Annotated in this window: 22 protein-coding genes; 7 read left to right on the top strand and 15 right to left on the bottom strand. The window is 65.6% G+C overall.

The window, feature by feature from the left end:
* Positions 1 to 135: 135 nt before the first annotated feature.
* On the top strand, positions 136 to 2,583 hold the full coding sequence (locus NA5_RS18980; RefSeq protein ID WP_157110502.1) for a hypothetical protein: 2,448 nt from the start codon (positions 136 to 138) through the stop codon (positions 2,581 to 2,583).
* A gap of 9 nt (positions 2,584 to 2,592) precedes the next feature.
* Here the strand turns inward: NA5_RS18980 and NA5_RS18985 are convergent, their stop codons facing one another.
* Positions 2,593 to 3,630 carry an alpha/beta hydrolase gene (locus NA5_RS18985; protein WP_062987856.1) on the bottom strand — a complete coding sequence of 346 codons (1,038 nt, stop codon included), beginning with the start codon at positions 3,628 to 3,630 and terminating at the stop codon, positions 2,593 to 2,595.
* A 197-nt stretch (positions 3,631 to 3,827) separates the two neighbouring features.
* Between NA5_RS18985 and NA5_RS18990 the strand changes: the two genes are divergently transcribed.
* Positions 3,828 to 5,204, top strand: coding sequence for a condensation domain-containing protein (locus NA5_RS18990; protein ID WP_062987858.1), 1,377 nt, complete (start codon positions 3,828 to 3,830; stop codon positions 5,202 to 5,204).
* A gap of 247 nt (positions 5,205 to 5,451) precedes the next feature.
* A complete protein-coding gene (locus tag NA5_RS18995; protein WP_062987860.1) occupies positions 5,452 to 6,666 on the top strand; it encodes a PucR family transcriptional regulator in 1,215 nt (404 codons plus the stop codon).
* On the opposite strand, the gene NA5_RS19000 is transcribed toward NA5_RS18995, so the two are convergent.
* From NA5_RS19000 to NA5_RS19015, 4 genes are read right to left on the bottom strand one after another with little or no spacing between them, the layout of a single operon-like run.
* Positions 6,646 to 7,080, bottom strand: a complete 435-nt coding sequence (locus NA5_RS19000; RefSeq protein WP_062987862.1) for a helix-turn-helix domain-containing protein — start codon at positions 7,078 to 7,080, stop codon at positions 6,646 to 6,648. The two genes, NA5_RS18995 and NA5_RS19000, sit on opposite strands and share 21 nt — an antisense overlap.
* Positions 7,081 to 7,124: 44 nt before the next feature.
* Positions 7,125 to 9,473, bottom strand: a complete 2,349-nt coding sequence (locus NA5_RS19005; RefSeq protein ID WP_062987864.1) for an FtsX-like permease family protein — start codon at positions 9,471 to 9,473, stop codon at positions 7,125 to 7,127.
* 6 nt (positions 9,474 to 9,479) lie between these two features.
* The gene (locus NA5_RS19010; RefSeq protein WP_245672292.1) at positions 9,480 to 10,229 is read right to left on the bottom strand and encodes an ABC transporter ATP-binding protein; all 750 of its coding nucleotides are present in this window, start codon (positions 10,227 to 10,229) and stop codon (positions 9,480 to 9,482) included.
* On the bottom strand, positions 10,192 to 10,818 hold the full coding sequence (locus NA5_RS19015) for a TetR/AcrR family transcriptional regulator (protein WP_062987866.1): 627 nt from the start codon (positions 10,816 to 10,818) through the stop codon (positions 10,192 to 10,194). Before NA5_RS19015 ends, NA5_RS19010 begins: the two co-directional genes overlap by 38 nt.
* A 141-nt stretch (positions 10,819 to 10,959) precedes the next feature.
* Here NA5_RS19015 and NA5_RS19020 point away from each other — a divergent pair, with 141 nt between their 5' ends.
* Positions 10,960 to 11,454 carry a MarR family winged helix-turn-helix transcriptional regulator gene (locus NA5_RS19020; RefSeq protein WP_371856439.1) on the top strand — a complete coding sequence of 165 codons (495 nt, stop codon included), beginning with the start codon at positions 10,960 to 10,962 and terminating at the stop codon, positions 11,452 to 11,454.
* 4 nt (positions 11,455 to 11,458) lie between these two features.
* On the opposite strand, the gene NA5_RS19025 is transcribed toward NA5_RS19020, so the two are convergent.
* Positions 11,459 to 13,633 (bottom strand): hypothetical protein, encoded by a 2,175-nt coding sequence (locus NA5_RS19025; protein ID WP_063813481.1) that lies wholly within the window; start codon positions 13,631 to 13,633, stop codon positions 11,459 to 11,461.
* A 171-nt stretch (positions 13,634 to 13,804) separates the two neighbouring features.
* Here NA5_RS19025 and NA5_RS19030 point away from each other — a divergent pair, with 171 nt between their 5' ends.
* The gene (locus NA5_RS19030; protein ID WP_062987872.1) at positions 13,805 to 14,134 is read left to right on the top strand and encodes a cupin domain-containing protein; all 330 of its coding nucleotides are present in this window, start codon (positions 13,805 to 13,807) and stop codon (positions 14,132 to 14,134) included.
* A gap of 11 nt (positions 14,135 to 14,145) precedes the next feature.
* Here the strand turns inward: NA5_RS19030 and NA5_RS19035 are convergent, their stop codons facing one another.
* The 5 genes from NA5_RS19035 to NA5_RS19055 form a co-directional block, all read right to left on the bottom strand.
* Positions 14,146 to 14,475 carry an SH3-like domain-containing protein gene (locus NA5_RS19035; protein WP_062987874.1) on the bottom strand — a complete coding sequence of 110 codons (330 nt, stop codon included), beginning with the start codon at positions 14,473 to 14,475 and terminating at the stop codon, positions 14,146 to 14,148.
* Positions 14,472 to 15,179 (bottom strand): thiocyanate hydrolase subunit gamma, encoded by a 708-nt coding sequence (gene scnC, locus NA5_RS19040; protein ID WP_062987875.1) that lies wholly within the window; start codon positions 15,177 to 15,179, stop codon positions 14,472 to 14,474. The genes NA5_RS19035 and scnC overlap by 4 nt, the downstream gene beginning before the upstream one ends.
* Positions 15,176 to 15,475 carry an SH3-like domain-containing protein gene (locus NA5_RS43235; RefSeq protein WP_062987877.1) on the bottom strand — a complete coding sequence of 100 codons (300 nt, stop codon included), beginning with the start codon at positions 15,473 to 15,475 and terminating at the stop codon, positions 15,176 to 15,178. The genes scnC and NA5_RS43235 overlap by 4 nt, the downstream gene beginning before the upstream one ends.
* Entirely contained in the window at positions 15,472 to 15,897 is a 426-nt protein-coding gene (locus NA5_RS43240; protein ID WP_062987879.1) for an SH3-like domain-containing protein, read from the bottom strand. The genes NA5_RS43235 and NA5_RS43240 overlap by 4 nt, the downstream gene beginning before the upstream one ends.
* 227 nt (positions 15,898 to 16,124) lie before the next feature.
* Positions 16,125 to 16,526, bottom strand: a complete 402-nt coding sequence (locus NA5_RS19055; protein ID WP_062987986.1) for a VOC family protein — start codon at positions 16,524 to 16,526, stop codon at positions 16,125 to 16,127.
* Here NA5_RS19055 and NA5_RS19060 point away from each other — a divergent pair.
* Together NA5_RS19060 and NA5_RS19065 are read left to right on the top strand one after the other, a co-directional pair.
* A complete protein-coding gene (locus NA5_RS19060) occupies positions 16,506 to 16,850 on the top strand; it encodes a hypothetical protein (protein ID WP_157110503.1) in 345 nt (114 codons plus the stop codon). The genes NA5_RS19055 and NA5_RS19060 overlap by 21 nt on opposite strands.
* A 73-nt stretch (positions 16,851 to 16,923) precedes the next feature.
* On the top strand, positions 16,924 to 19,137 hold the full coding sequence (locus NA5_RS19065) for an MMPL family transporter (protein WP_062987884.1): 2,214 nt from the start codon (positions 16,924 to 16,926) through the stop codon (positions 19,135 to 19,137).
* Between the two features lie 3 nt (positions 19,138 to 19,140).
* Here the strand turns inward: NA5_RS19065 and NA5_RS19070 are convergent, their stop codons facing one another.
* The 4 genes from NA5_RS19070 to NA5_RS19085 form a co-directional block, all read right to left on the bottom strand.
* A complete protein-coding gene (locus NA5_RS19070; protein ID WP_062987886.1) occupies positions 19,141 to 20,211 on the bottom strand; it encodes an NAD-dependent epimerase/dehydratase family protein in 1,071 nt (356 codons plus the stop codon).
* A 13-nt stretch (positions 20,212 to 20,224) separates the two neighbouring features.
* Positions 20,225 to 21,406: an alcohol dehydrogenase catalytic domain-containing protein gene (locus NA5_RS19075; RefSeq protein WP_062987888.1), complete on the bottom strand. Its 1,182-nt coding sequence runs from the start codon at positions 21,404 to 21,406 to the stop codon at positions 20,225 to 20,227.
* Positions 21,407 to 21,537: 131 nt separating this feature from the next.
* Positions 21,538 to 22,539 (bottom strand): glycosyltransferase, encoded by a 1,002-nt coding sequence (locus NA5_RS19080; protein WP_062987890.1) that lies wholly within the window; start codon positions 22,537 to 22,539, stop codon positions 21,538 to 21,540.
* Between the two features lie 24 nt (positions 22,540 to 22,563).
* Positions 22,564 to 22,767: a hypothetical protein gene (locus tag NA5_RS19085; RefSeq protein WP_062987892.1), complete on the bottom strand. Its 204-nt coding sequence runs from the start codon at positions 22,765 to 22,767 to the stop codon at positions 22,564 to 22,566.
* Between the last annotated feature and the right edge of the window lie 25 nt (positions 22,768 to 22,792).

Below are 22,792 nucleotides of genomic sequence, written 5' to 3' on the forward strand. Positions count from 1 at the left end.
CACGGCGCGTGGTTAGCGTTTGAGTGGTCGTTTTCGGAGTCTGTTGAGCAGCTCCGATGGTTTGTCCGCTTCGATGCTCGTCTGGCCATGCCGTGCCTGCGATTCGGGTGCGCGTAAACGAATCAGGTTGTAGTGGTGAACAACTGGAGTTCGGATTACTGGGATCCGGATCGATGGCAGGTGCCCGCGGTGCTGCGGCGGTGTCGGAGCTGGATCCGCGCGACGCGGCGACGCCGCTGGACGGTCGGGGTCCTGCTGACTGTCTTCGTTCTGGTCGTCTTCCCCGGTCTGCTCGGCGCCACGGCCTCGGCCACGGCCGAAAGCGGCACCCGCAGCGCCGGATCGTCGGTGGGCAGTGCGCTCGGCTGGACTCACGTCGCCGACTCCTCGAGCGTCGAGGCCGCCAGCTATGTCTTCGCCACCGACCACGGTGGTGTACTGAATCCGGGCGACACCGCGATATCCCTGGTCATCGGCCTGGAGTTCGCGGGCTGGAAAATCCTTGTGATCACGGCGATCTGGCTGATCGGCTACGCCCTGAGTTTCGAGTGGCTGAACCTCTTCTCGCGAGCATTGCTCGGGGTGGCGCACAGCCTGACCGGGCAGATCGCGACGCCGATCATGTTGGTGACCGCGGCCACGATCGGCGCATTCTTCGTCGCGTGGTTCGTCGTGCGCGGTCTGTACTCCAAGGCCACCCTGCAAGTGGTGACCATGATCATGGTCGGATTGCTGGGGCCGATCTTCCTGGCCGAGCCACTTGCCGATGTGCTGTCCTCGGACGGTCTGCTGGCGAAGGGCCGTGATCTCGGCATTTCGGTGGCGGCCGGACTGAACGGCAATAACAACGTCGATCCGTCCCACATGGTGGCGACGATGCAGGGCACGCTGACCGACAACTTCGCCCGCCGTCCGTTGCAGGTCTGGAACTTCGGGCATGTGGTCGACGAACAGGCGTCATGCCGTGCCGCGTGGTCGGCCGGTGTCACGGCGCGCAGTGAAGACCGGGTGAAAAAGGGCATCGGCGCCTGCGGGGACGGCGTGGCCAAGGAATCGATGGAGAATCCGAACTTCGAACAGATCGGCACCGGCCTATTACTGCTGCTGGCCGGGGCGATCCTGCTCGCCTTCGGGGCCGTGCTCGCGATCAAGGTGATCCGGGCCGCACTCGACACCGTCTACCACGGATTGATGTCGATATTCGGTTTCGCCGCAGGCGGATTCGTATACGGGCCCACACAGACGTTCCTGATCCGCAATGTCGTCGACAGCTTCGTCGCCGCGGCGCGCATGACGGCCTACACCATCTTTCTCGGCGTGTATGTGCTGATCCTGGGGGACCTGTTCAAGCTGGCCGGTGATCAGGTCATGGTGGTGTTCATCATCGGCGCGATCTTCGAAATCGTGGCGATCCTTCAGCTGAAGCGCCTCAGCAAGAGTCTGGACCGCGGCAACGAGTGGATCGCGAATCGGTTCGCACTGGCCGTGCAGGGCAGCGGTGGTGGCGCGCGCGGTTCCGGTGGCAGCGCGACCGCCCTCGGCATGGGCGCGGCCGGGGCGGCGCACTCCATGCGTATGGGCATGTTGCCTGCTCTTGCCGCCTTCAGCACCGTCAGCAATTCGCCTGCGACCGAATGGCTGTTGGGCCGGACCCGTTCACCGCTGCGGCCCTTCGCGCGCACGGAGCGTGCGGCCCAATTGGGGCAATGGGGATTCTGGGGCGCGCCGGGTATGGGCGGCCCCGAGGGCTACTACGCCCAGGCCTACGTGCACCGACCGGTGTTCGGCAGAGCTGCCCGGGAGGCCGCGCTCGCCGCGCCGGGTGGCGGCATCAATACAGTTCGCGGCGCGGCAGCGGCGCTACAGGGTTTGGAGGATATCGGCGGGAAGATCAGCGATGCACCGGCCGCGCTGCTCGCCGCCGGATTCACCGACGAGGACATCGTTTTCAACGCCATTCGCTCGTGGTCGATCGTCGATGGCAACTCCAAGGACTGGACGATGGCCAACAACCACCTCGGCCACGTGGTCGCGGCGGTCCAGCGCGTACAGGATTCCTCGCTACGCCTCATCGCGGGTGGCAGCGACCCAGGCGAAGTCGCGGCGGATCTGGCCACCTTGCAGGCCGCGGCATTCCGGTACCGGCGCTCGGTCCCCGCTGGCGTCACGCTCGATCAGGGCGTAGCCAACGGTGCGGAGGAGCAATTCGTCAGTGCGTACCTGAACGCACCTTCCGCGGAAGTGGTTCAGGATCTCCAACGAGTGGCCAATGGCGCTGCCGCCACCGGCCCGTTGGCCGGTACTACATTCGATCAGCTCTCCGCCCAGCGCATGATGGGGGCGATCGGAAGTAGGCAGGCGGATCGCGTCCTGGACAGCGTCAACGACGCATTGGGTGATCCCACGAACCAACAGTTGCTGCGTGTGGCTCGTGGCCACATCTCCGATGCGACCCTTACCGACCAAGCATTGAGCGGGGCGAAGCGAACAGCGACGAACACACCGACGCCCCCGGCGCCCCACAGTCCGCAGCGGCCCGGATGGGCACCGCCCATGGCCCGGGTCGGCGCTCGGCTGAACTGAGCTGGTGCGCTACCCGGTGAGCGCGTCGCGGATCATCGGCCACGACGTGTGCAGGTCTTGCTGCCAATAGCCCCACGAGTGGGTGCCGGTGGGGCGCAGGTCGAAGGTGGCGGGGATGTCCAGTTGCCTGAGGCGCTCGCGCAGTGCGTGCGCGCATTGGTTGGTGATGGCCTCCAGCACACCGCCGTTGACGAGCTGGCTGACGAATTTGCCCCCGTTGCCTCGGATACCGTGACCGTCGAGGGTATCGAGGGACCCGGGGACACCGGTTCCGGTCGAGACGTAAATGGCTGTGCCGCGCAGCATTTCGGCATGCTCATAGGGGTCGTTGGCGGCCCAGGCCGGATCGTTCGGCGGCCCCCACATATTGATCGGATTGCCGCGCCAGCGCAGCACGACCGCGTCGATCATGGCTTGCCCCAGCGGGTCACTGGTCCGTACGCAACCGCTGTAGGAGCCGATGGCCCGGTAGCGCCCGGGTGCGGCGAGTGCGAGTTGGAATACCGATGTCGCGGCCATGGAGATACCCGCGATCGCGTTGGCGCCGCTGCCGTTGAAGGCCGAGTCGATGATCGGCGGCAGTTCGCCGGTCAGGAAGGTCGTCCAGCGTTGGCGGCCCAGGATCAGATCGTCGTTGCGCCAATCGGTGAAGTAGCTGCCATTGCCGCCCATCGGGGTGACGACCGTGACCCGCTTGTCCCGGAAGAAGTCGACGATATCGGTCTGCTCGGGCCAACTACTGGCATCCGCGCCACCGCTGGCGCCGTTGAGCAGGTACAGCGTGGGCGCCGGTAGCGAACTATCCGGTGCCCGAAGCACTTTGACAACGATATCGGTATCCATCGCGACCGAGTGGACGCGCAGGTCGAGCATGCCGTCCGGATTCTCGACGATGCCGATGAGGGCGGAGCCGTCGGCGGCCGGGCGCGCGGCGACGGTCGCCGCGGCGACCGTGATCGCGCCGCTGGGTTCCGAGCGCGCGGTAGCGGGCACGGCGGCCACACTCAATGCGGAGATGAGCGTTATGAGCCCTGTCGCAGTTCGCACTCACTCCTCCTTCCCACGACCTATTGCCGTGGTCACGGTAGCCGCAGATTGCCAGGATGGATAAGGCCATTTGGATGTTCTTTCGGCGAAATCCATTAGTTCTGGGGAACCTCACAAAGTTCGAGCCCGGCCATGGCCGACCGGCAATTCATCACGTTGACTGAGATTCTCCCGGCTTCACGAATCGAGGGCATCCATTGGTCAATTTCGGTTTTTTCGATGAATGGCATCCTGAAAGCGGTCGGCTCACCGCATGGACGGCGTCACCGAGTTCGCGGGCGGCGGTGCGGACGGCTCCGATACACCCGATAAGCCCCTCTTACCAGCAGGAGGCGTATCTGCGGACCGCGTATCGCAATGCCGATGCCAGCGTTCGCGCATCGCGACTGTGCATGATTGCCTTCGATATTCCCGGCGCTCCGGTCCACGATGCGCTGACCCGCACATTCAACGCATTCCTGCGTCGGCACGACACGTTTTCGAGCTGGTTTTCGTTTACTGCCGACGGCCGGATCGTGCGCCATGTGGCGCGGCCGGAGGACATCGAATTCGTTGCTACCGACCATGGTGTATTCACCGATAGCGATGCGATTCGCGAGCGGATACAGGCCGAAACACCGGGTCCGTTCGAATGGGATTGCTTCAGTTTCGGCACCATCGATCACGGTGATTCGTTTACGGTGTACGCGGCCGTGGATCATCTGCATACCGACGGGGTCGCGCAGGCGTTGTCATGCGTCGATCTGCTGACCCTGTACGGCAACGAATTGTCCGGCGGCCGAGTGCCTTCCGCACCGGTCGACGGTCACCTCGCATACTGTGCGCGCGAGCGTGCGCTCAATGAACAGCTCACGCTCGAGTCGCCGCAGATCCGGCATTGGGTCGAGCTGCTACAGCTCAATGACGGTGACATGCCGTCGTTCCCATTGGATCTCGGACAGACCGGCGGTGGCATCCGAGGTGCGCAGGTGACGCTGCCACTGATGAGCGAGGCCGAAGCATTGCGATTCGAACAGGTCTGCCAGGACCACGGTGGCCGGTTCGTCGGCGGACTGTTCACCGCGCTGGCCATGACGGAGCTCGAATTGACCGGTCGGGATCGGTATTTCGGACTCACGCCTGCCAACACCCGCGCGACTCCGGGCGAGGCGAACTCGGTGGGCTGGTACACCAACCTCATTCCGGTCACCGCGGCGATCCGTCCGGATGACACCTTCACCTCGCTCGTGCCCTCGGTCCAGGATGCGGCCGAGCGCGCCAAGGATCTGACCGATATTTCGCCGCACCGGGTGCTCGAGCTGGTGACCTCGGATCTGGGCATTCGGACCAAGCCGGGCTGGGCCGCGCCCATGCTGTCGTATGTCGATGTCCGCAGGATGGCCGGTGCGGAAATGTTCGATCGGATCAACGGCGGCCTGTACGGCAATCGAACCAGCGCGAGCGAGGTCTACCTCTGGATCAACCGGTTCAACGATGTGACCACCCTGAGCCTGATGTTTCCCGACACCCCGCAGGCGCACGCGTCGATCGACCGGTACGCGAAGACGCTGACCGCGGTCATTACCAGCGTGTGAGATGCCTTGCCGCCGTTCGCATGACCTCCGTTGATCGCGATCGGTATCGGCGTCACCATTTTCGGTCCGCGAGATCTGCTTCGGCAGGCCTGGCATGGGTGTCATCGAAGTACGGCGAATATTTTGTGTCGCTTCACCATCGGCTGGCCGGGTGCGTATCGCCGATAATCTGATGTCTGGGGAATTCTCGGATGTTATTTCACGGTATCGGGGGCCGCGATCGGAGCGGGGAAATGCCATGACGGCTATGAATGATTCGATCGAGCCGAACTACCTGGCTTTGTCGCGCAAGATCGTGAACCGTCTCCAGAGCGTATCGGTCGAGGGCATCGACGGTGCCGTTCATGCTGAGCTGATCACGGTCGCACGCTGCGGTCTGGAGGCCCTCACGGCAGCGATGCGCACGGGTAGACCGGTTCCCGAGCGGACCGTCGCCCGGCTCGAGTCCATCGCGGCCAGAATGGCGGATCGGGAGTTGCCGGTCGCGCTGATCCAGCAGGTCATGCACGCCGGTATCAAAGCCGGTTTCGAACTCGTCGCCGCCGATCGACCGCGGTTGGTTCGCCAGGAGCTCTACACCGACGGCGTGCGGCTGATCCAAGCGACACAGCAGCTTTCGACCGCGGTATTGCGCGGGTACGTCGGCGAAGTGCGTGCCATGACCGGCGATCGTAGAGTCGCCGCGCAGACACTGGTATCGGCACTGCTGGCCGGAAAAGCGGATGCGACGATGGCACACCGATGCGGCACCGAACTTTCGCCGTCCTACTTCGTGATCGCGATCGCGCTGGGGCGGCATGCCGACGAAAACGATGCTCGGCTCGACTCCCGGGTGGTCGCGCGCCGCAAGCTGCGCCGCGTCCAAGCCGAATTGGCGACCATTCGCGAATGCCGGGCGCTATCGATGCTCAGCGTCGACGGCGGAACCATCCTCATCCCAACGGAATTCGCGTCCGATACCGATGAATGGCTGGACGATCTGGTCGCCCGGCTGGCCCGCGCCGCTGCCGCCCCGATAACCGCGACATTCGCCGCGTCGCCGCGTGGCCGCATTCCGGCCGCGGCAGAGCGGGTACACCAACTGCTCGATCTCGCCCTGCGCCTGAACCGCGGACCGGGTGTGCACCGGTTCGAAGATCTGGCACATGAGTACCAACTGGTCCGACCCGGTCCCGGCTACCGGCATCTGCGAGCGATCCTCGATCCGCTGCGGACCGAGCCCGGACTTCTCAGTACCCTGCGCATCTACTTGGCCGCACAGGGCAAACGCGGGCCAACCGCCCGCCGACTCGGCGTCTCGACCAGCGCCGTGCGCCGCCGCCTGATCAGAATCGCCGAATTGACCGGATTCGATCCCGAAAACGCCACCGACGCCTGGTATCTCAGATCGAGCCTGGTCGCCTGCACCTTCGCCGAATCCAGACGATCACCGGGCACGGCCTCAGGGGTGATCGGGTCCTGAGTCGTCGGTGTCCGGCGGCGCGGCGGGTAGTCCTTCGCTCGCCCGCAATTTCTCCGCCATGGTGGCCAGCAGATTCTGCGATTCCTCGGAGAGGTCGAAAGCTCGGCTCGATAGTCGGCGCAGGTGATAGCCCTGAAGCTGGGACAGCAGCTCCAGGTCGTGGTCGATTTTGGCGGCGTAGACGTCGTTGAAGAAGTAGTCCGGTTTGACCTTGAAGAATTTGGCGAGGGCGGCCATGGTCTCGCTGGACGGGTTGGCACGCTGGCCCGACCGAAGCTGGGACAGATAGGGTTTCGAGATCGGGTGTCCGGAGTTCGTCAACGCGTCCGCGACCTCGGCATTGGTATGCGAGCGGCGGCCCGGGGGATGCACGGTTTCGAATAGCTTGTTCAACCGCTCGGCGAAATCAGCCATCTGGGGGTGCCCATCTTCTTCGATCGAAACATCGGCCTCGCAGGTTACCGTGCTCGCTCGCGGACCACGCGGGCGACGTCTATGCGTTGCACGAGTCGGCCAGCGGGCAGTTGCGACAGTGCGGCGGCCGCGACTACCGCGGCAACCGCCAGCAATGGTGGTATCGCGCCGATGACGAGGTCGATATCGAACATATCGCTGGTGAACGAGCGCAGGAACGCCCAGGCGGTGGCAATGCCCGCCGCCAGTCCGAGCGGCACCGCGAGCAGTGTAGCGGTGAGGTTTTCGATGGCCAGTGCCGCGGTGAGTCGGCGCACCGAGACGCCCGTGGCGCGCAGGGTGGCCAGTTCGGTGGTCCGTTCGGCGAGATTGACGGTCATGGTCACGTAGATGACGGTGAATGCCAGCGTCGCGCCGAGGGTGAGCATGACGACGATGAATATCCAGAGCAGGCCGAGGAATTTCTCGACCTGGTCTTCCAGCGCGTGAGTGTCGGTGTAGGCGATGACTCCGGGCAGTTCGGTCATAGTGGCGCGCAGAGCATTTCGGTCGACGCCAGGGGCGTATCGGAGCAGGTAGCCGGTCGTGCCGAGCCCGCCGATCGTGTGGGCGGTGGTGTCGGTCGCGTAGAGGACGGTGCCGAGTGGTTCGTCGACGAATCCGGCGAGGCGCTGTTGCCGTGGCGCACCGAAAGCGGGTGTCACGGTGAGGATATCGCCGACATGGACGCCCAGTTTCGCGGCCAGTGGCGCGCCCGCCAATACGCCCTCGATGGGCAGCTGCCGGGTGCCGCCGTCCGGATCGCGGAAGCCGTGCATGGTGGTCTGCGCGGGCAGGCCGGTCAGCGTCGTCGAGTAGGAGTCGCCGTTCGCGGCGACCGTAACGGGTGTCATCGTGCTCGGCTCCACCGCGGCGACGCCGGGGACAGATCGCAGCCGCGTCAGTAGATCAGTGGTTCCCGGTGCGACGAGCACGGTCGCGTCTTCCTTTTGAACCGCGCCGAATTGGACGTTCAGCATGGCGCGCATGCTGGTGAGCATCCCGACGGAGGCAAGGATCAGTACCAGCGCGAGTACGGTTCCGGTCATGGTCGCGAGGGTCCGCCGTCGGCCTCTTGTCAACGAGCGCACGGCCATTCGCGCGACCACGGGTAACCGGTGCCAGTGTGCGGTGCGGCGAGCGAACCGTCCGGTGGGTGCCGGACGGTCACCGTCACCGCGCATCGCAGCCGCGGGTGCGATGCGGGCCGCGCCGATCGCCGGGACCAGGGCGGCGATGACTCCGGTGAGCAGACCGAGCGCGAAACCGATGACAGCCGTGGCCATCCGGTGCTCGACAACGGTATCGGGAATGCCGATCTGCCTGGTGTAGGCGGCGGTCACCGCGGAGGTGACGACGAATCCGCTGAGTACACCGAGCAGCGCGCCGACCCCGGTGATGGCGATGCCGTAACCGACATAGTGACCGATCACCGCCCGACGGCGGGCGCCCATGGCGAGCAGGGTGCCGATGATCGGGCGTTCGGCCTGCACCAAGCGGGTGATCAGCACGTATTCCGCGATGGCGGCCGCGATGAGGAAGAGTGCGGGGAACCCGACGGCGATTTGGGCGAATCCGTCGAGGTCTTCGTGCAGTGCGGCATTCGACGGCTGCTCGCGCCGCGGTTCGACTGCGGCCGCACCGGCCGACCGCAGCAGATCGACGACTCGATCACGCTCCGATGTCGTTGCGGTGGGCGACATTTCGATCAGGGTCTGGTTCGGACCGGGCTGTCCGGCCAGCGATACCGCCACGGCCTGCGGTGCGAAGACGACCGCGAATGCATGGGGATCACCGACGATGTCCTGGCGGCTGCGTGCGGGCCACAGATATTCCGCGGATCGGGCCACGCCACTGACGGTGACCTGCCGCCATTGGGTCCCGTCGAAGATCCGCAATCGGCTGCCGATGGTCAGGCCGAAGGTCTGGGCGGCATGGTGTTCTACGACTACCTGGTCCGGGTGCGTCGGATCGGGCAAAGTGCCTGCGGTCAGGTCGATTTCGTCGATACCAGCGGTACCGGATCCGGTGATCCGGCCGACGAGCTCGGTCGCGCCGATCGACATCGGCACATCGGCCTGGGTGCGCGCCGCGACCCGCAGCACACCGGCGGAGTCCCGGACAGCGGCGGCGATGGCCAGCGGATCGCCACCGCGAGCGGTGAAGTCGGCCAAATGCAACCGCTCATAGGTTTGCCGATAAGAGGTTTCGAGGTTGCGGAATGAGTCGTAGCTGGCGACGAACAGCAACACCCCGAGTAGCACGGTCACCGCGATCGCGGCCAACTGCGCCGTGCGTCGCCGCAGGTCGCGCCCTGTCTTGCGGACCAGAACCCGATTCGATGGCACCAACATCGGCCCTCACCACCGAATGGTCGCCGCGTCGGCGGGCTCGGTGTTGATCTCGCTGGCCACGATCCGGCCGTCGCGCATCCGCACAACTCGGTCGGCGATCGCCGCGGCCACCTCGTTGTGCGTGACCATGATGACCCCGCGCCCAGCACGGCTGGTCTGCTGCAGCAATTCGAGTACGCCACGGCCGGTGGCGACATCCAGCGCGCCGGTCGGTTCGTCGGCCAGCAGCAGGTCCGGGTCGGTCGCGAGGGCCCGCGCGATCGAGACTCGCTGCTGCTGGCCGCCGGACAGTTGGGCCGGGAAGTGCTCGGCGCGGTCGGATAGTCCGACCGCCGCCAGTAGTTTCGGCACCTCGCGGCGATCGCCGCGGCCGGTCAATTCCATGATTACTTCGATGTTCTCGCGAGCGGTGAGGCTGGGTATCAGATTGAAGAACTGGAAGACGAATCCGACATGCGCCCGCCGGAAACCACCGAGCGCAGCCGGGTGGGTTCGCGAAATATCCTGACCCGCAACGACTATCGAGCCGCTGTCGAGGCTTTCGATGCCGCCGATGACGTTCAGCAGGGTGGTCTTGCCCGACCCGCTGGCACCGAGCACCGCTACCAACTCGCCCGGTTCGATATCGAGGTCGATATCGCTGAGCGCGTGCACGGTTGCTTCGCCCGCGCCGTAGGTCTTGTGCACGCCGCGCAGGGTGGCTCCGCCGCGGCGACCGTCAGTCCTGGTTTCGCTGGCCTTCGGGTGGATGGTCACTGGAGTTCCCTTCGCTCGCAATCGGTTCGGTCAACCCGGCCGCGCGCAGCAGTGGGCCGGTCACATCGATCGATCCCAGGGTGGGGTCGATCAGTCGGTGCAGGATCAGGCCATCGATCAGGGCCAGCACCACGGCCGCCGTCGCCGCCGGATCGGTCACCACCTGTTGTTCGCGGAACCATTCGGTCAGCGCGGCCCTGGCCTCGGCGACGAACCGGCCGAGCTCGCGGCGCAGGCGTTCGTGCCGGGTGGCGGCGAGCATCATCTCGCTCATGGCAACCGTTGCCGGATCGGTCGAGGTGTAGGAACTGATCGCGGTGAGGATCTGGCGCATCGCGGCCGGTCCGGATGCCGCGAGCACCCCGGTCATGACGTTGTCGTACTCGGTGCGCGCCGTCTGCAGCGAAGCATCGATCAGCAGGTCGGTCACCGAGGTGAAGTGGTAGTGCACCAGTCCGGGGCGGAGCCCGGCACGCTCGGCCACCATCCGGGTGGTCACCGCGCCCCACCCGTGCTCGGCGATCAGTTCGGTGGCCGCCGTCATCAGTCGGGCCCGGGTTTCCCGGCCCTGCTCCGCCGCTGTGACCACCGTAAACCCTCTCGTCTGGCCGGTTGGACAATCGCCTTGGGCGTATGCCCAATCTAGCTGAGATAGTGGCGCTATGCAATAGTTGCCATAAGCAAGATTGGGTCAGCGGGTAAGGTCCTAACGTCGCACCGACGGAGGAGGATGATGGCGACGTCAGCCCGCTCGACACCATCGGACTCGGTCGACGAGGTCACCGACGCATTGCTGACCGCGTCCCGCCTGCTCATGGCCATCTCGGCTCGCTCGATCGCGCACGTCGACGACACGATCACGCTGCCGCAGTTCCGCACCCTGGTAATCCTGGCGACCCAGGGGCCGAGCAATCTGGCCACCTTGGCTCAGCAACTGGATGTGCAGCCGTCGACCGCGACCAGGATGGTCGAGCGGCTGGTTTCCGCGGAATTGCTGACCCGCCAACCCAATCCGCAGTCCCGACGCGAGCAGATCGTCGATCTCACCGAGCACGGTAGCCGCGTCGTCACCGAGGTGACCGCGCGCCGTCGCGCCGAGATCGCCCGTGTCGTGCAGACCATGCCCGCCGCGCAACGCCAGGGTCTGGTGCGAGCGCTGGCCGCGTTCACAACGGCGGGGGAGGAGTGCGGAGCCGCCAAGGGGCTGCAGGCGTATCCGCTGTAGGGCCCTATCGTGCGGCTACCAGATCCGCCTGGTGCTCGGGTTCCTCGGGCGCAGACACGTCGGGCGCGGCATCCAAGGGTCGACGCCGGTGGCGGATATGAGCCCACTGCAATGCGGCCAGCCCGGCGAGTCCGGCAAGGGCCGCCGCAATGCTGATCTTCCAGCCGGGTGGCCGCCAGGTGAGCAGCAAGTCCGCATTGTCGGTGTTCGGTGGGATGTCGACGGCAATGAAGGTGCCCGCGACGGTGGTGAACGGAATTTCCTTGCCGTTCAGCGTGATTCGATAACCAGGCCAGCCGAGCCGTGCGAAAACGACACGTCCGCCGCCGGATGAGCTGACCCGGACCCGGCTGGTGACGCTGTCCCGCGATACCGAACTCGCCTGCGCGCCTTGGGTATCGGCGATCAGACCGTTGCGGGTCGAGAGCGGGCCGTCGACGCGTTCGAGCACCCAGATGTAGCGCTCGTGGCCCGGATAGTCGATCCACTGCCAGCCCGGCGGGGCCGGATGATCGCGGGCATCGGGGAATTGGGCCCGCTGCAGGACGACTCGATCTACCTTCATCAGATCGACAATCGTTTTGCCAGTGGATGATTCGATCGCGAATGCGCGGCGGTAGGCGTCCGGACATGTGCTGCCGTCCCAACCCATGCACAGCAGCGCACTGAAGGCGGCGTAGCCGATCGGGGTGTATGCGTTGACGTAATCCCGGCGCAGGTTCTTTGCGTAGTTGCCGAAGGCGAGGGACCCGTACGCGCCCGCGAGGCTCTGATCGCTCGGCTGCACCAGTGCCCGATCGGCGAGTTGCAGTGTGACACCGGGGAAATCGGGGAACTTCGCCTGCATTTCCGAGCGCCGTTCCGGAAAGTTGTACGACATCGGCGTGGGCGGTGCGCCGCGCACCTGCGAGTAGGCGATCGGGAACATCGCCACAATGGTCAGCAGGCAGGCCATCGCGACCCCTCGGGTGCGGATCACCCACAGCACCGCGGCCCCGAGCGCGGTCACCGCGACGACCGCGACCAGATGCCACACCAGCAGTGCGGGCGCCGCCGAGAACGACCGCAGGAACAGCAACCCGATCAGCACCCCCGCCGCCGTCCCGCGGCGGCGCCACTGCTCGAAAGTCCCGTGGCGACTGAGCAATACGCACACCAGAACCAACAGGCCGAGCGCAAGCATCGGCAGCACTCGCGCGGGCCACCGCAGCGGGCCGATGCGCCCCGGCCCCGCGGTCCACATCAACATTCCCGCCGCGAAGATCGCGATGGACCCGAGGTCCCGCGCCGAATTCAGCGCCGCCCGCCAATCGATGAATGCCAGCGCGGGAATCAGGAACCACGCGATGTACACCATGGGCAGCGGCTGTATGAAACCCCACCATCCGGTGAACGCGGGAACGGTGCTCGGCAGGCTGGCATTCAGCGATTCCGACCACGGCACGGTCAGGAACGGATCATTGAGCACTCGCTGATTTCCCCGCCAGGTCACCGCGGAGGACAGCACGCCGGGCAGATAGGTCGCCAGGCCCGCGAGTCCCGCGCATCCCGCCGCGAGCAGCAGCCGGATCGAGGGGCGCCACCCGCGGTGGTAGAAGAACTCGCCGGCGGCGACCGCCCCGATCATCAATGCCGATTCGACCGCGGGAAAGACATATTGGACCGAGATCGCCAGATACAGGAATACGAAGACCGGAATCGGGCCGCCCCGGCCACGCGAATAACGCACCGCCGCGGCCCATGCGTGCACCATCCACGCGGTGCCGGTCAGCGAGGTCGCCCAGCTGGCTTCGTCGAAGAACAGGAACCAGCCGCTCAGCGTGAACGCGATCCCGGCGACCGCCGCCCACGGCGCACGCGCGCCATAGGCCGAACAGATCCGGAACACCCCGAGCGCGGCGATGATCGAGAAGACCAGCTTCACCACTGTGACGAACAGTGCGAGATTGTCGACAGACGGCGCGATCAGGTCGACCAGCAGCTGCGGCGGGTTGTAGATTCCGGCTTCTTCCAGCGCATAGTTGCCCGACATCCACTCCCACGGCACCAGCGCGGGAAAACGCCCCTCCCGCAGATGTCGACCGAGCATGACCCACATCGGACCGTATTGGGATTCGGTGTCATCGGTATAGAAGTGCCGCCCGTTCGCCAGCAGTACCGCCGCATAGCCGACGATCACACCGACTCCGGTTATCGTCCCCCATCGATATACATCCTTCGGTGATCCAACCGCCGCACTCGATGCCACGAGTCCGAGACACTACCGGACCGAGGCAGTATGCAACAGTTGCTATCTGCACTGGTCTGCCGTCGGCGGAATAGTCCGGCCGAAACCGGGGGTTGTAGAGATATGGAGATCACCGAGTTCCCTGGGTACGAGTGGACCACCGTCGCGGATTCGCCTGTGCGAGAGCTGTTTCCGGGCATTCGCTCGCGGGCGCTGTGGAGCGGGGCGAACGGCGCGAAAGCGTATGTGCTGGAAATGGATCCGGGTACCGCATGGGAGGGCATCGATCTGCACGAGCCGGGGCCGGAGGAAGTCTTCGTGGTATCCGGCACATTCAACGACGGATTCCGTGACTATCCGGCCGGATCGTTCATCCACGCTCCGGCCGGATCGTCACATATCCCGCAGTCGACCACCGGCTGCACCTTGTTCGTCTTCTACCCCGAGGGCTGATACCGCGGGGACTACTGCCGGTTGAACCGCGCCCGCACCGCGTCCATGCGCGCGCGCAACTCCTCCGGGACGATCAATCCGCGATCCATCAGCGTATGCGCCGTCACGACCACCGATCGGGTGTGTACCGGAAAGTCGTGGTAGATCGTCTCACCGAGCGCATCCTCGGCATGGCGGCGCTCCAAGTTGTCCAATGCGCCACGCCAGGACAGGCATTCGCACGTCGCCTGCATGCTCGACTCCCATGTGTCGGGCTTGCGATCGAGTTCGGGAAGCGCGCTCTCCCGTCGCGACTGGGGATCCAGGGTGCCCAGCAGAACGTCGTAGGGACCGCTTGTCACTGCCCACTCCTTCCCGAGGTGGCCTCGGCCTGGTCCGGCGGCGCCTGCGCGGTCCAGTCGACCTGCGGCACGGCAACGCCGATCATCGTGTCCCGGGTGACGATTGCCGCCAACTGCTCCTCCGTCCAGCCCTCGGTGCCAGCCGGGCGCATCGGCATCACCATGAACCGGGACTTCTGATTCGAATCGTGCACCCTGACCTCGACCTCGGGCGGAATGTGCAGGCCGAATTCGGCCAGCACCTCGCGGGGCCAACGCACCATGCGCCGACGGTAATTGGGGGTGCGGTACCAGTCCGGCGACATGCCGAGAACCGGGCGCGGGTAGCACGAACACAGCGTGCAGACGATCACGTTGTGCACCTCGGGCGTGTTCTCCAGCACGTAGAAGTAGGTGTAGTCGCTCGGCGTGCCGGATCCGGTCGGGTCACGCCAGTCGATGCCGACTTCCTTGCATGTCTCCGTGCCGTCGGCGAGCAGGCGCGCCTTGAAATCGGGATCGGTCCACGCCTTCGCGACCAGTTTCGATCCGCCGTGCGGACCGACCGATTCGGCCCATTCGGCGAACCGTCGATGGTCCTCTCGCGAAAAGAGGCCCTTTTCGATGGCGAGCTCGCGGACCGCCGTCTCCAGAATCTCGAACTCGCTGATTTGCGAGCTCGTCTGGATCGGCGCGTGCGCCCCGTGATCGTGGGTCTGACTCACTTGGCATCCTCCTCTGCGGGCTCGAGCCAGCGCTCGGAGACCTCGGTCTCCAAGGTGTCGACGTCGAAGCCGGTGTATTTGGGCCAAAGATCTGTCTGGCGGAACCGCACGACGTAGAACGGTTCGAAGCGACCGTCCTCACGCCCCCACGCCTCATCTTCCGGAATCACCCATTCGGGCCGGTATTCGACGACGACACCCGTTCGACCGCGGGTGTAGGCCTGGGTGCGAGTGTGGAACATCGATGTCGCGTTTCGCACCCGGACGCGATCGCCGATCTGGTACTTCCTGGTCATTGCCGCGCCTCCAACCGTGCGCGTACCTCGTCCAATTTCGCGGACAGTTCGTCCGGGGTGATCAAACCCTTATTGATCAGCACCTTCGCCGCGACGGTCGCCCAGCGCGCGTAATAGGGCAGGCCGAAGTACAGCGTCGCGCCGAGATCGTTCTCGGCTCGCCTGCGTTCCTCGGAATTCCACGCGCCACGCCAGCCCAGGCATTCGCAGGTGACGTAGGTATTCATCTCCCAGGGTTCTTCGACCTTTTCCCGGTACTCGATCGGCACATCCGGCTGTCCGCCCACGTCGTGCAGGACGTGTCGGAGTGCGGCGAACAATTCGTTCGAGATCTCGTACGGCGAGTCCAGCGGTTTGCGGAACACGGGAGCGAGATCTGCTACACGAGTCTGAACTTCGTCGAATCGATTCGGTGAACTCATGAGGTCTCCGTAGTGACGGATCCGATGTTCCCCCGGCAAGGTGATCGCATATGGCGCACACCCGGCGACGGGGCCGCGAGCCCCTATCCAAAATGCATTGATCCGACTGACAAGACTACACGTCAAGATCGTTCGATTGAAGGTATAGCCGCCCGCGATCCGGCCCGACCAGGCACTCGCCGATCAGACACCGACAGCGGCCCGAGTGACCGCTCGACAAGACGGCATCACCGCGTGGTCTGATGGCTTTCGACCGCCTCGACCGGGTGCCGGAGCAGGCAGAATTCGTTTCCCTCCGGGTCGGCGAGCACATGCCACGGTACGGCGTCGGTCTGGCCGATATCGACCCTCCGCGCACCCGCGGCGAGCAACCGCTCCAGTTCCGCGTCCTGATCGCGATCGGTGGGGTTCACGTCGAAGTGCATCCGCAGCTTCCCGCGCTTCGGCTCGATGCTGGGGATGAACATCAGTGTGGGCTGCGGCCCGCCGAATCCGATTCCGGGCGGGCCGATCTCCAAGGCGCCATCCTCCCAGCCGAGTTCGACGTAGCCGAGAACCTCGCACCAGAAGTCTCCCAGCCTTTGTGGGTCGGCGCAGTCGATGAGGAGTTGGGTGATTCTGCAAGCCATGTGCGCGACGGTACATGTGCCGGACTTTTCCGGAACAGTTATTTCCTTGTCGGGCGTCATCATTTGGCGATCGGCTTATTCAACCCGATTCGGGCCCGGTGGCTTCCAATTCCGCTGCGGCTCTCGGGATTCGGCCGCGACGACCGCAGTTGCTATGCGGTCGAGGTCGCCGTGGCGTCGTTCTTCATCAAGACCGCGCTGCCCGGGGGCGGCACGGACTGGGCGGTCATTTCCGATATCGACGCCACTCTGACGGATGCTGTGCTCCGACACCCGTCGAGGGTTGCTGACCATTGCAGCGCTTATGAGGAAATCGTCAATTAGTGTGATATCGTACCGAGCGTTGTGTGAATCGCTCTGCTGACGTGTCAATTGGTGTCTCGGTGAGAGGACCCGTATGTCCCGGTATCTGTTCGCCCTCGGCCAGGTCGTAGCACGTCGCCGCTGGTGGGTGCTGGCACTGTGGATCGTCGCGCTGGTCGGCGCGATCGTTTTCGCGGCTGGAACCGGTGGCAAGACCAACGACAATTTCACCGTCCCCGGCACCGAGTCGCAGGATGCGGTGTCATTGCTGCAGCAGCGAATGCCCGCGTTCAGTGGCGCGCAGATGCAGGTTGTCTTCCAAACCCCCGGCATGGCCAAGGTGACCGACCAGCAAGTGAGCGCCGAGATCGAACAGGTGATGGCCGGGTTGAGGGGACTGTCGCAGGTCGCGGCGGTAGTCGACCCGTTCCAGGCGCAGGCGGTATCGCCGAATCAGCGCGTGGCGCTGGGCAGTGTGCAGTTCTCGGTATCGGCCGGGGATGTCGGCGAGGACACCCTCGACAAGGTGAATCACATCGCCGATTCGGCTCGCGATACCGGTCTCACGGTGGAATTCTCCGGTGCGGTGTATCCGGGCTTCACGGCCGAGATCCCGCATACCCCAGAGGTTCTCGGCATCGTCGCGGCATTCATTGTGCTGCTGATCACCTTCGGCGCGGTGGTCGCGGCCGGACTGCCCATCATCACGGCGTTGGTGGGCGTGGGTATCGGACTCACCGGGATTCTGGGCGTGGCCGCGTTCGTCGATGTCGCCTCGGCGGCCACGTCGCTGGCGCTGATGCTCGGTCTGTCCTGTGGCATCGACTACGCACTGTTCATCCTGTCGCGGCATCGACACCAGATCGTGCTGGGAATGGCTGCGGCCGAGTCGATTCCGCTGGCGGTTGGAACCGCGGGCAGTTCGGTGGTGTTCGCGGCGATAACCGTGATCATCGCACTCTGCGGTCTCGCGGTCGCGGGCATTCCCTTCCTCACCGTGATGGGGCTGACGGCTGCGGGTGCGGTGCTGGTCGCTATGCTGGTCGCACTCACGCTGCTGCCCGCGCTACTCGGCTTCGCCGGTGACATGGTCGCCAAGTTCATCTCGCCGCCGCTGCATCCTGGCAAGCCCGAAGAGGTCGCGCGCATCGCCGCCTACGAGCCCGAGCGCACATTCGGACACGCGTGGGGCCGATTCGTCACCCGATTCCGAATCCCGATGCTGGTACTCGGTATCGCGATTCTCGCCGTCCTGGCCGTACCGGCCACCCGCATGGACCTCGGATTGCCCAGTGGTGCAACGCAATCGGAGTCGAGTACGGCGCGCAAGGCATACGGCATCGTCAGCGATTCATTCGGTCCCGGTTTCAACGGACCACTGCTCGTTGTGGCCGATCTGTCGGCCGCGACCAGCCCGGACGCCGGACAGACACTGATGGGCCGACTGCGGCAGGAGCCCGACGTGGCCGTCGTCCAGCCCGCTGGCTCCGATAACGGATTGCTGCTGATCCAGGTGATCCCGAAGACCGGTCCCAACGATTCCGCGACGACCGATCTGGTGAACCGACTGCGCGACGATCGCGACCGCATCGAAAGCGGCACCGGCGCAACGTATCTGGTCGGTGGCACCACCGCCGCCAACATCGACACCTCGGACCAGTTGGCCAAGGCGCTGCCCATCTTCCTGGCGGTCGTCGTGGGTCTGGCACTGGTATTGCTCACGATCGCGTTCCGCACGATTCTCGTGCCGCTGTCGTCTATCGTCGGGTTCATCCTTTCGGTCTTCGCCGCCCTCGGGGCGCAGGTCGCGGTCTTCCAATGGGGCTGGGGTGCAAGCCTTTTCGATGTCACCAAGGCGCAGACGCTGAGCTTCCTTCCGATCATCACGCTGGCCATCATCTTCGGCCTGTCCAGTGACTATCAGATCTTCGTCGTGTCCAGGATCAAGGAGGAACACACGCGCAGTGGTGCGGCGATCAGTTCGGTGCAGAACGGCGTCGCCCACTCCGCGCGTGTCGTCACCGCGGCGGCGCTGATCATGTTCGCGGTCTTCGTCGCCTTCACCACCACCGACAACCCGATCGTCAAACCCTTGGCGTTCACCCTCGCGGTCGGTGTGCTGCTCGATGCCTTCATCGTCCGGCTGACCCTGGTGCCCGCGGTCATGGCCATCATCGGAAACCGCATGTGGTACCACCCGCGCTGGTTCGCGCGCTACGTCCCCGACCTCGATATCGAGGGTGTCGAACTCGAACGCCGATTCGGGCACCGCGCCGAAGCCGAAGTGCCGCAGGGCATTACCGGATAATCGTCAGGGTCCCCAGCGATCGACGGGCTCGCTGCCGCCGACACCGGTGGCGAATTCGCGCAGGCGCAATGGTCCGGCCGCGTCGGCCGCCAATGGCGGGGTGGGTCCGCCCGCGCCGGTTCGCAGACCGGCGAGCATGTCCTCGAGTGCCTCGGTGGCGCTGAAGCGCGGAGTCCACTGCAGTTCGGTGCGCGCCCGGGTGGTGTCGAGTACCGGGAGCCGCATCATCGCGTCGAATAGCTCGGCCGGTGCAGGCACCGTATGCAGTCGCCATCCCACGGCCAGCGCGGCGCGAACCACCGACGGTGGCATCGTGACCGTGCGGGCGTGGAAAACCCGGCCCAACTGAGTTCGATCGAGGACCGGATCGGCGGCGAGGTTGAACGGGCCGCGGACGTCGGAGACGATCGCTCGGCTGTAGGCGCGGCCGATGTCATGGCTGTGTGCGGCCTGGAATCGCATGCCGCGCGGAATCGGCAGCAGCGGAATGAGATTCGGTCGGACGAGCCGATTGGGCAGCAGCGGGCCCGCGAACAGCCGCCGCTGCTGGGCCGCCGATTCGCGGCGGAAGGTGAAGGCCGGTCGCATCCGCACGACCCGGCACTCGGGATGCTCGCGTTCGAACAGATCCAGCAGCCGCTCGACATAGGCCTTTTCGCGCATATATGCCGCGGGCGGCCAGCCCTCGGTCGGCCAGTCCTCCGAAACCGCACGGTCATCGGTGACTGGGGAGTACGCGCCGACCGAGGATGCGTAGACCAGGGTCGGCACCCGGGCGGCCGCGACCGCGTCGAATACCCGGGCGGTCCCGTCGACGTTGGCCCGCCAGGTGACCATCGGCCGGTGGGTCGGCTGGAACAGCCACGCCAAATGCACCACCGCATCCGCACCGGCGAACCATCCGGCCAGATCGTCGCCGCGCATATCGACGGCAATGAACTGCGCCGCCGGATGCGGGCGTTCGGGTACCCGCCGTGCCAGTCCGAGGATGGAGGTGACCTCCGGCTCCTCGGCCAGTGCCTCGATCACGCTGGTTCCGACATTGCCGGTGGCGCCGAGAACGACTACCCGCATGTCGCACCGCCTTTCAGGTCGGGTCGAGCACGATCTTCACCGCACCGTCGGTTTTGCGCTGGAACATCCGATAGGCGTCGGGCGCCTCGGATAGTGGAAGCCGGTGGGTGGCAAAGCTTTCCACGCCGAGCGGATCGTCGTCGCCAAGCAGTGCCAGAATCTCGGGCGCCCAGCGGGTTACGTTGGCCTGGCCCATGCGGAGCTGGATCTGCTTGTCGAACAGGATTCGCATCGGAATCGGGTCCACCATGCCGCCGTAGACACCGACCAGCGAGATCGTTCCGCCGCGGCGCACGATATCGATCGCGCTGTGCAGAGCGGCCAGCCGATCCACCCCCACCGTGTCGGTGACGCGCCGTGCGACGCGATCGGGCAGCAACGCGGCAGCGCGCTGCGCCATCGCCGCGACCGGTGACCCGTGCGCCTCCATGCCGACCGCATCGATCACCGCGTCGGTGCCGCGGCCATCGGTGCGCTCGCGGATGACATCACCGACTGCCGAATCGATATCGCAGTCGATCACCTCGATGCCGCGCGCGGCCACCCGGGCCAACCGCTCGGGCACTCGGTCCACCCCGATCACCCGCAATCCGCGATGCGCGGCGATCCGGCAGGCCATATCGCCGATCGGCCCGAGGCCGAGCACGGTAACCGAGCCGCCCGCGGGCACGGACGCGTATTCCACCGCCTGCCACGCGGTGGGCAGCACATCGGACAGGTATAGGAATCGGGTGTCGTCCGGGCCGTGCGGCACGCTGATGTGCGTGGCGTCGGCATGCGGCACCCGCAGATATTCCGCCTGTCCGCCCGGAACCTGGCCGTACAGCTTGGAATATCCGAAAAGTGCTGCGCCGCTGCCATATTCGCGCACCTGTGTGGTTTCACACTGGGTCGGCAGCCCGCACGAGCACATATAGCAGTCGCCGCAACTGATCTGGAACGGCACGACGACCCGGTCGCCGCGAGTCAGTGTGCTGACCGCGGGGCCGGTTTCTTCGACGATGCCGATCGGTTCGTGCCCGAGCACGTCACCCGCGTTCAGGTACGCGCCAAGCACCTCGTAGAGGTGCAGATCCGATCCGCAGATCGCCGACGATGTCACCCGCACGATCGCGTCGGTGGGTTCCTCGATCCGCGGATCGGGGACCTCCTCGACCGCTACCGTGCGCGGCGCCTGCCAAGTCACTGCTCTCATGTGGACTCCTCACCCGAACACTCGGCCAGGGCATCGCAGCCGAATACCGGCCGCCTTTGGGCACTACCCGCAACCGGGCAACCTAACCGGCAGTCCGGCATCGGTGAAGTCGCTGGTGATGACCGCCTTTCTCATGACGCTCTCCTTGCGATCGGGCCCATGGTGGCCGCGATCGCGGCGGCGGCGCGGTGTGCGGCGTCGCGGGTACCCCAGCGCCGCCACCTGCCCGGATCCAGTCCGCGCGCGCGGGAAATCAGCTCGGGCCACGCGGACAGGTCGGGCCATCGCGGCGATACCACCGCGAGACCGGCCACGTCCAGTGCGCGCGCGGTCGCGTCCTGTTCGCCGAACGGACGCTCGGCGGGAATGATGATCGCCGGTTTGGCCGCGCTGGCGATATCGGATACCGCGGCTTGACCGGCATGCGAAACGATGACATCCGCGGTGCACAGCGACGGCCACGGGTCCTCGACCCAGCGCTCGACACCGACTGTGCGCCAATGGTATTCGGGATACTGGTCGGCGCAGGCGCGGATCATCGCGGCGGTGAACACCGCGCCGCCCACGCCGCCGAGGACCAGGATCGTCGGGCGGTCGGTGTGCGGCGTGCGCATCCGGGGGCGGTCGGTGAAACGGCCGATGCCGCCGACATATCTGGTCTTGTCGGCGTACGGACGCAACCAGTCCGGATCGTAGAGTTCGCGTGGCCAAGCCGCGATGATCAGGTCGGCGATCCGGTGCACGAGTTGATGCGGCTGGTCGGTGCGCACGCCGGGCAGCCCCATCGAAATGACCGGAATGCCGTGCAGCCGGGCCAAAAGGCCGACCTCCACCGATACGTCGACGACCAACGCGCGTGGGTGTGCCTGTGCGATCCACGCCGCGACGGCCGCCATGCGGGCGGCCAGACCTGGCTCGTGCCTCGGTGCCCAATGGAAAACGCCTGCGGCGGTTGGGTCTTCGAGTTCGGGGGCGAGATTGTCGAACGGCAGGCGGATCACCTCGTCGAAAATGTCCTCCCCGGTGAACGGCATCGAGGACAGCGCGGTCACCGGTTCATCGAGATGGGCGCAGATGGTTCGCGCCCGCGTCAGGTGGCCGCAGCCGTGGTGATGGATGTAGTAGCCGATCATGCCGCACCTCGATGCCGTTGTGGATCATCGCGAGGTGAAAGTCCCGGGTGTGGGGAGCCGATAGTCGCGTTCGAGATCCCGCAGGAGCATGGGCCGCCGCTGCCCGCCGCCGTGCGGCTCGACTTCGGCGTACGGAACCGGACTGCGCCTGATCGCCTTGACCTCGACAGCTGCGGCTTGTTCGGCCGTCGCGGCGGGTACGAGCAGTGTTCCTGGACAGATCCTCATGGTTCGCGCCTTTCAGGCTGAACGC

Origin of the sequence: Nocardia anaemiae NBRC 100462, assembly GCF_001612725.1 — a bacterium.
Taxonomy (GTDB): domain Bacteria; phylum Actinomycetota; class Actinomycetes; order Mycobacteriales; family Mycobacteriaceae; genus Nocardia; species Nocardia anaemiae.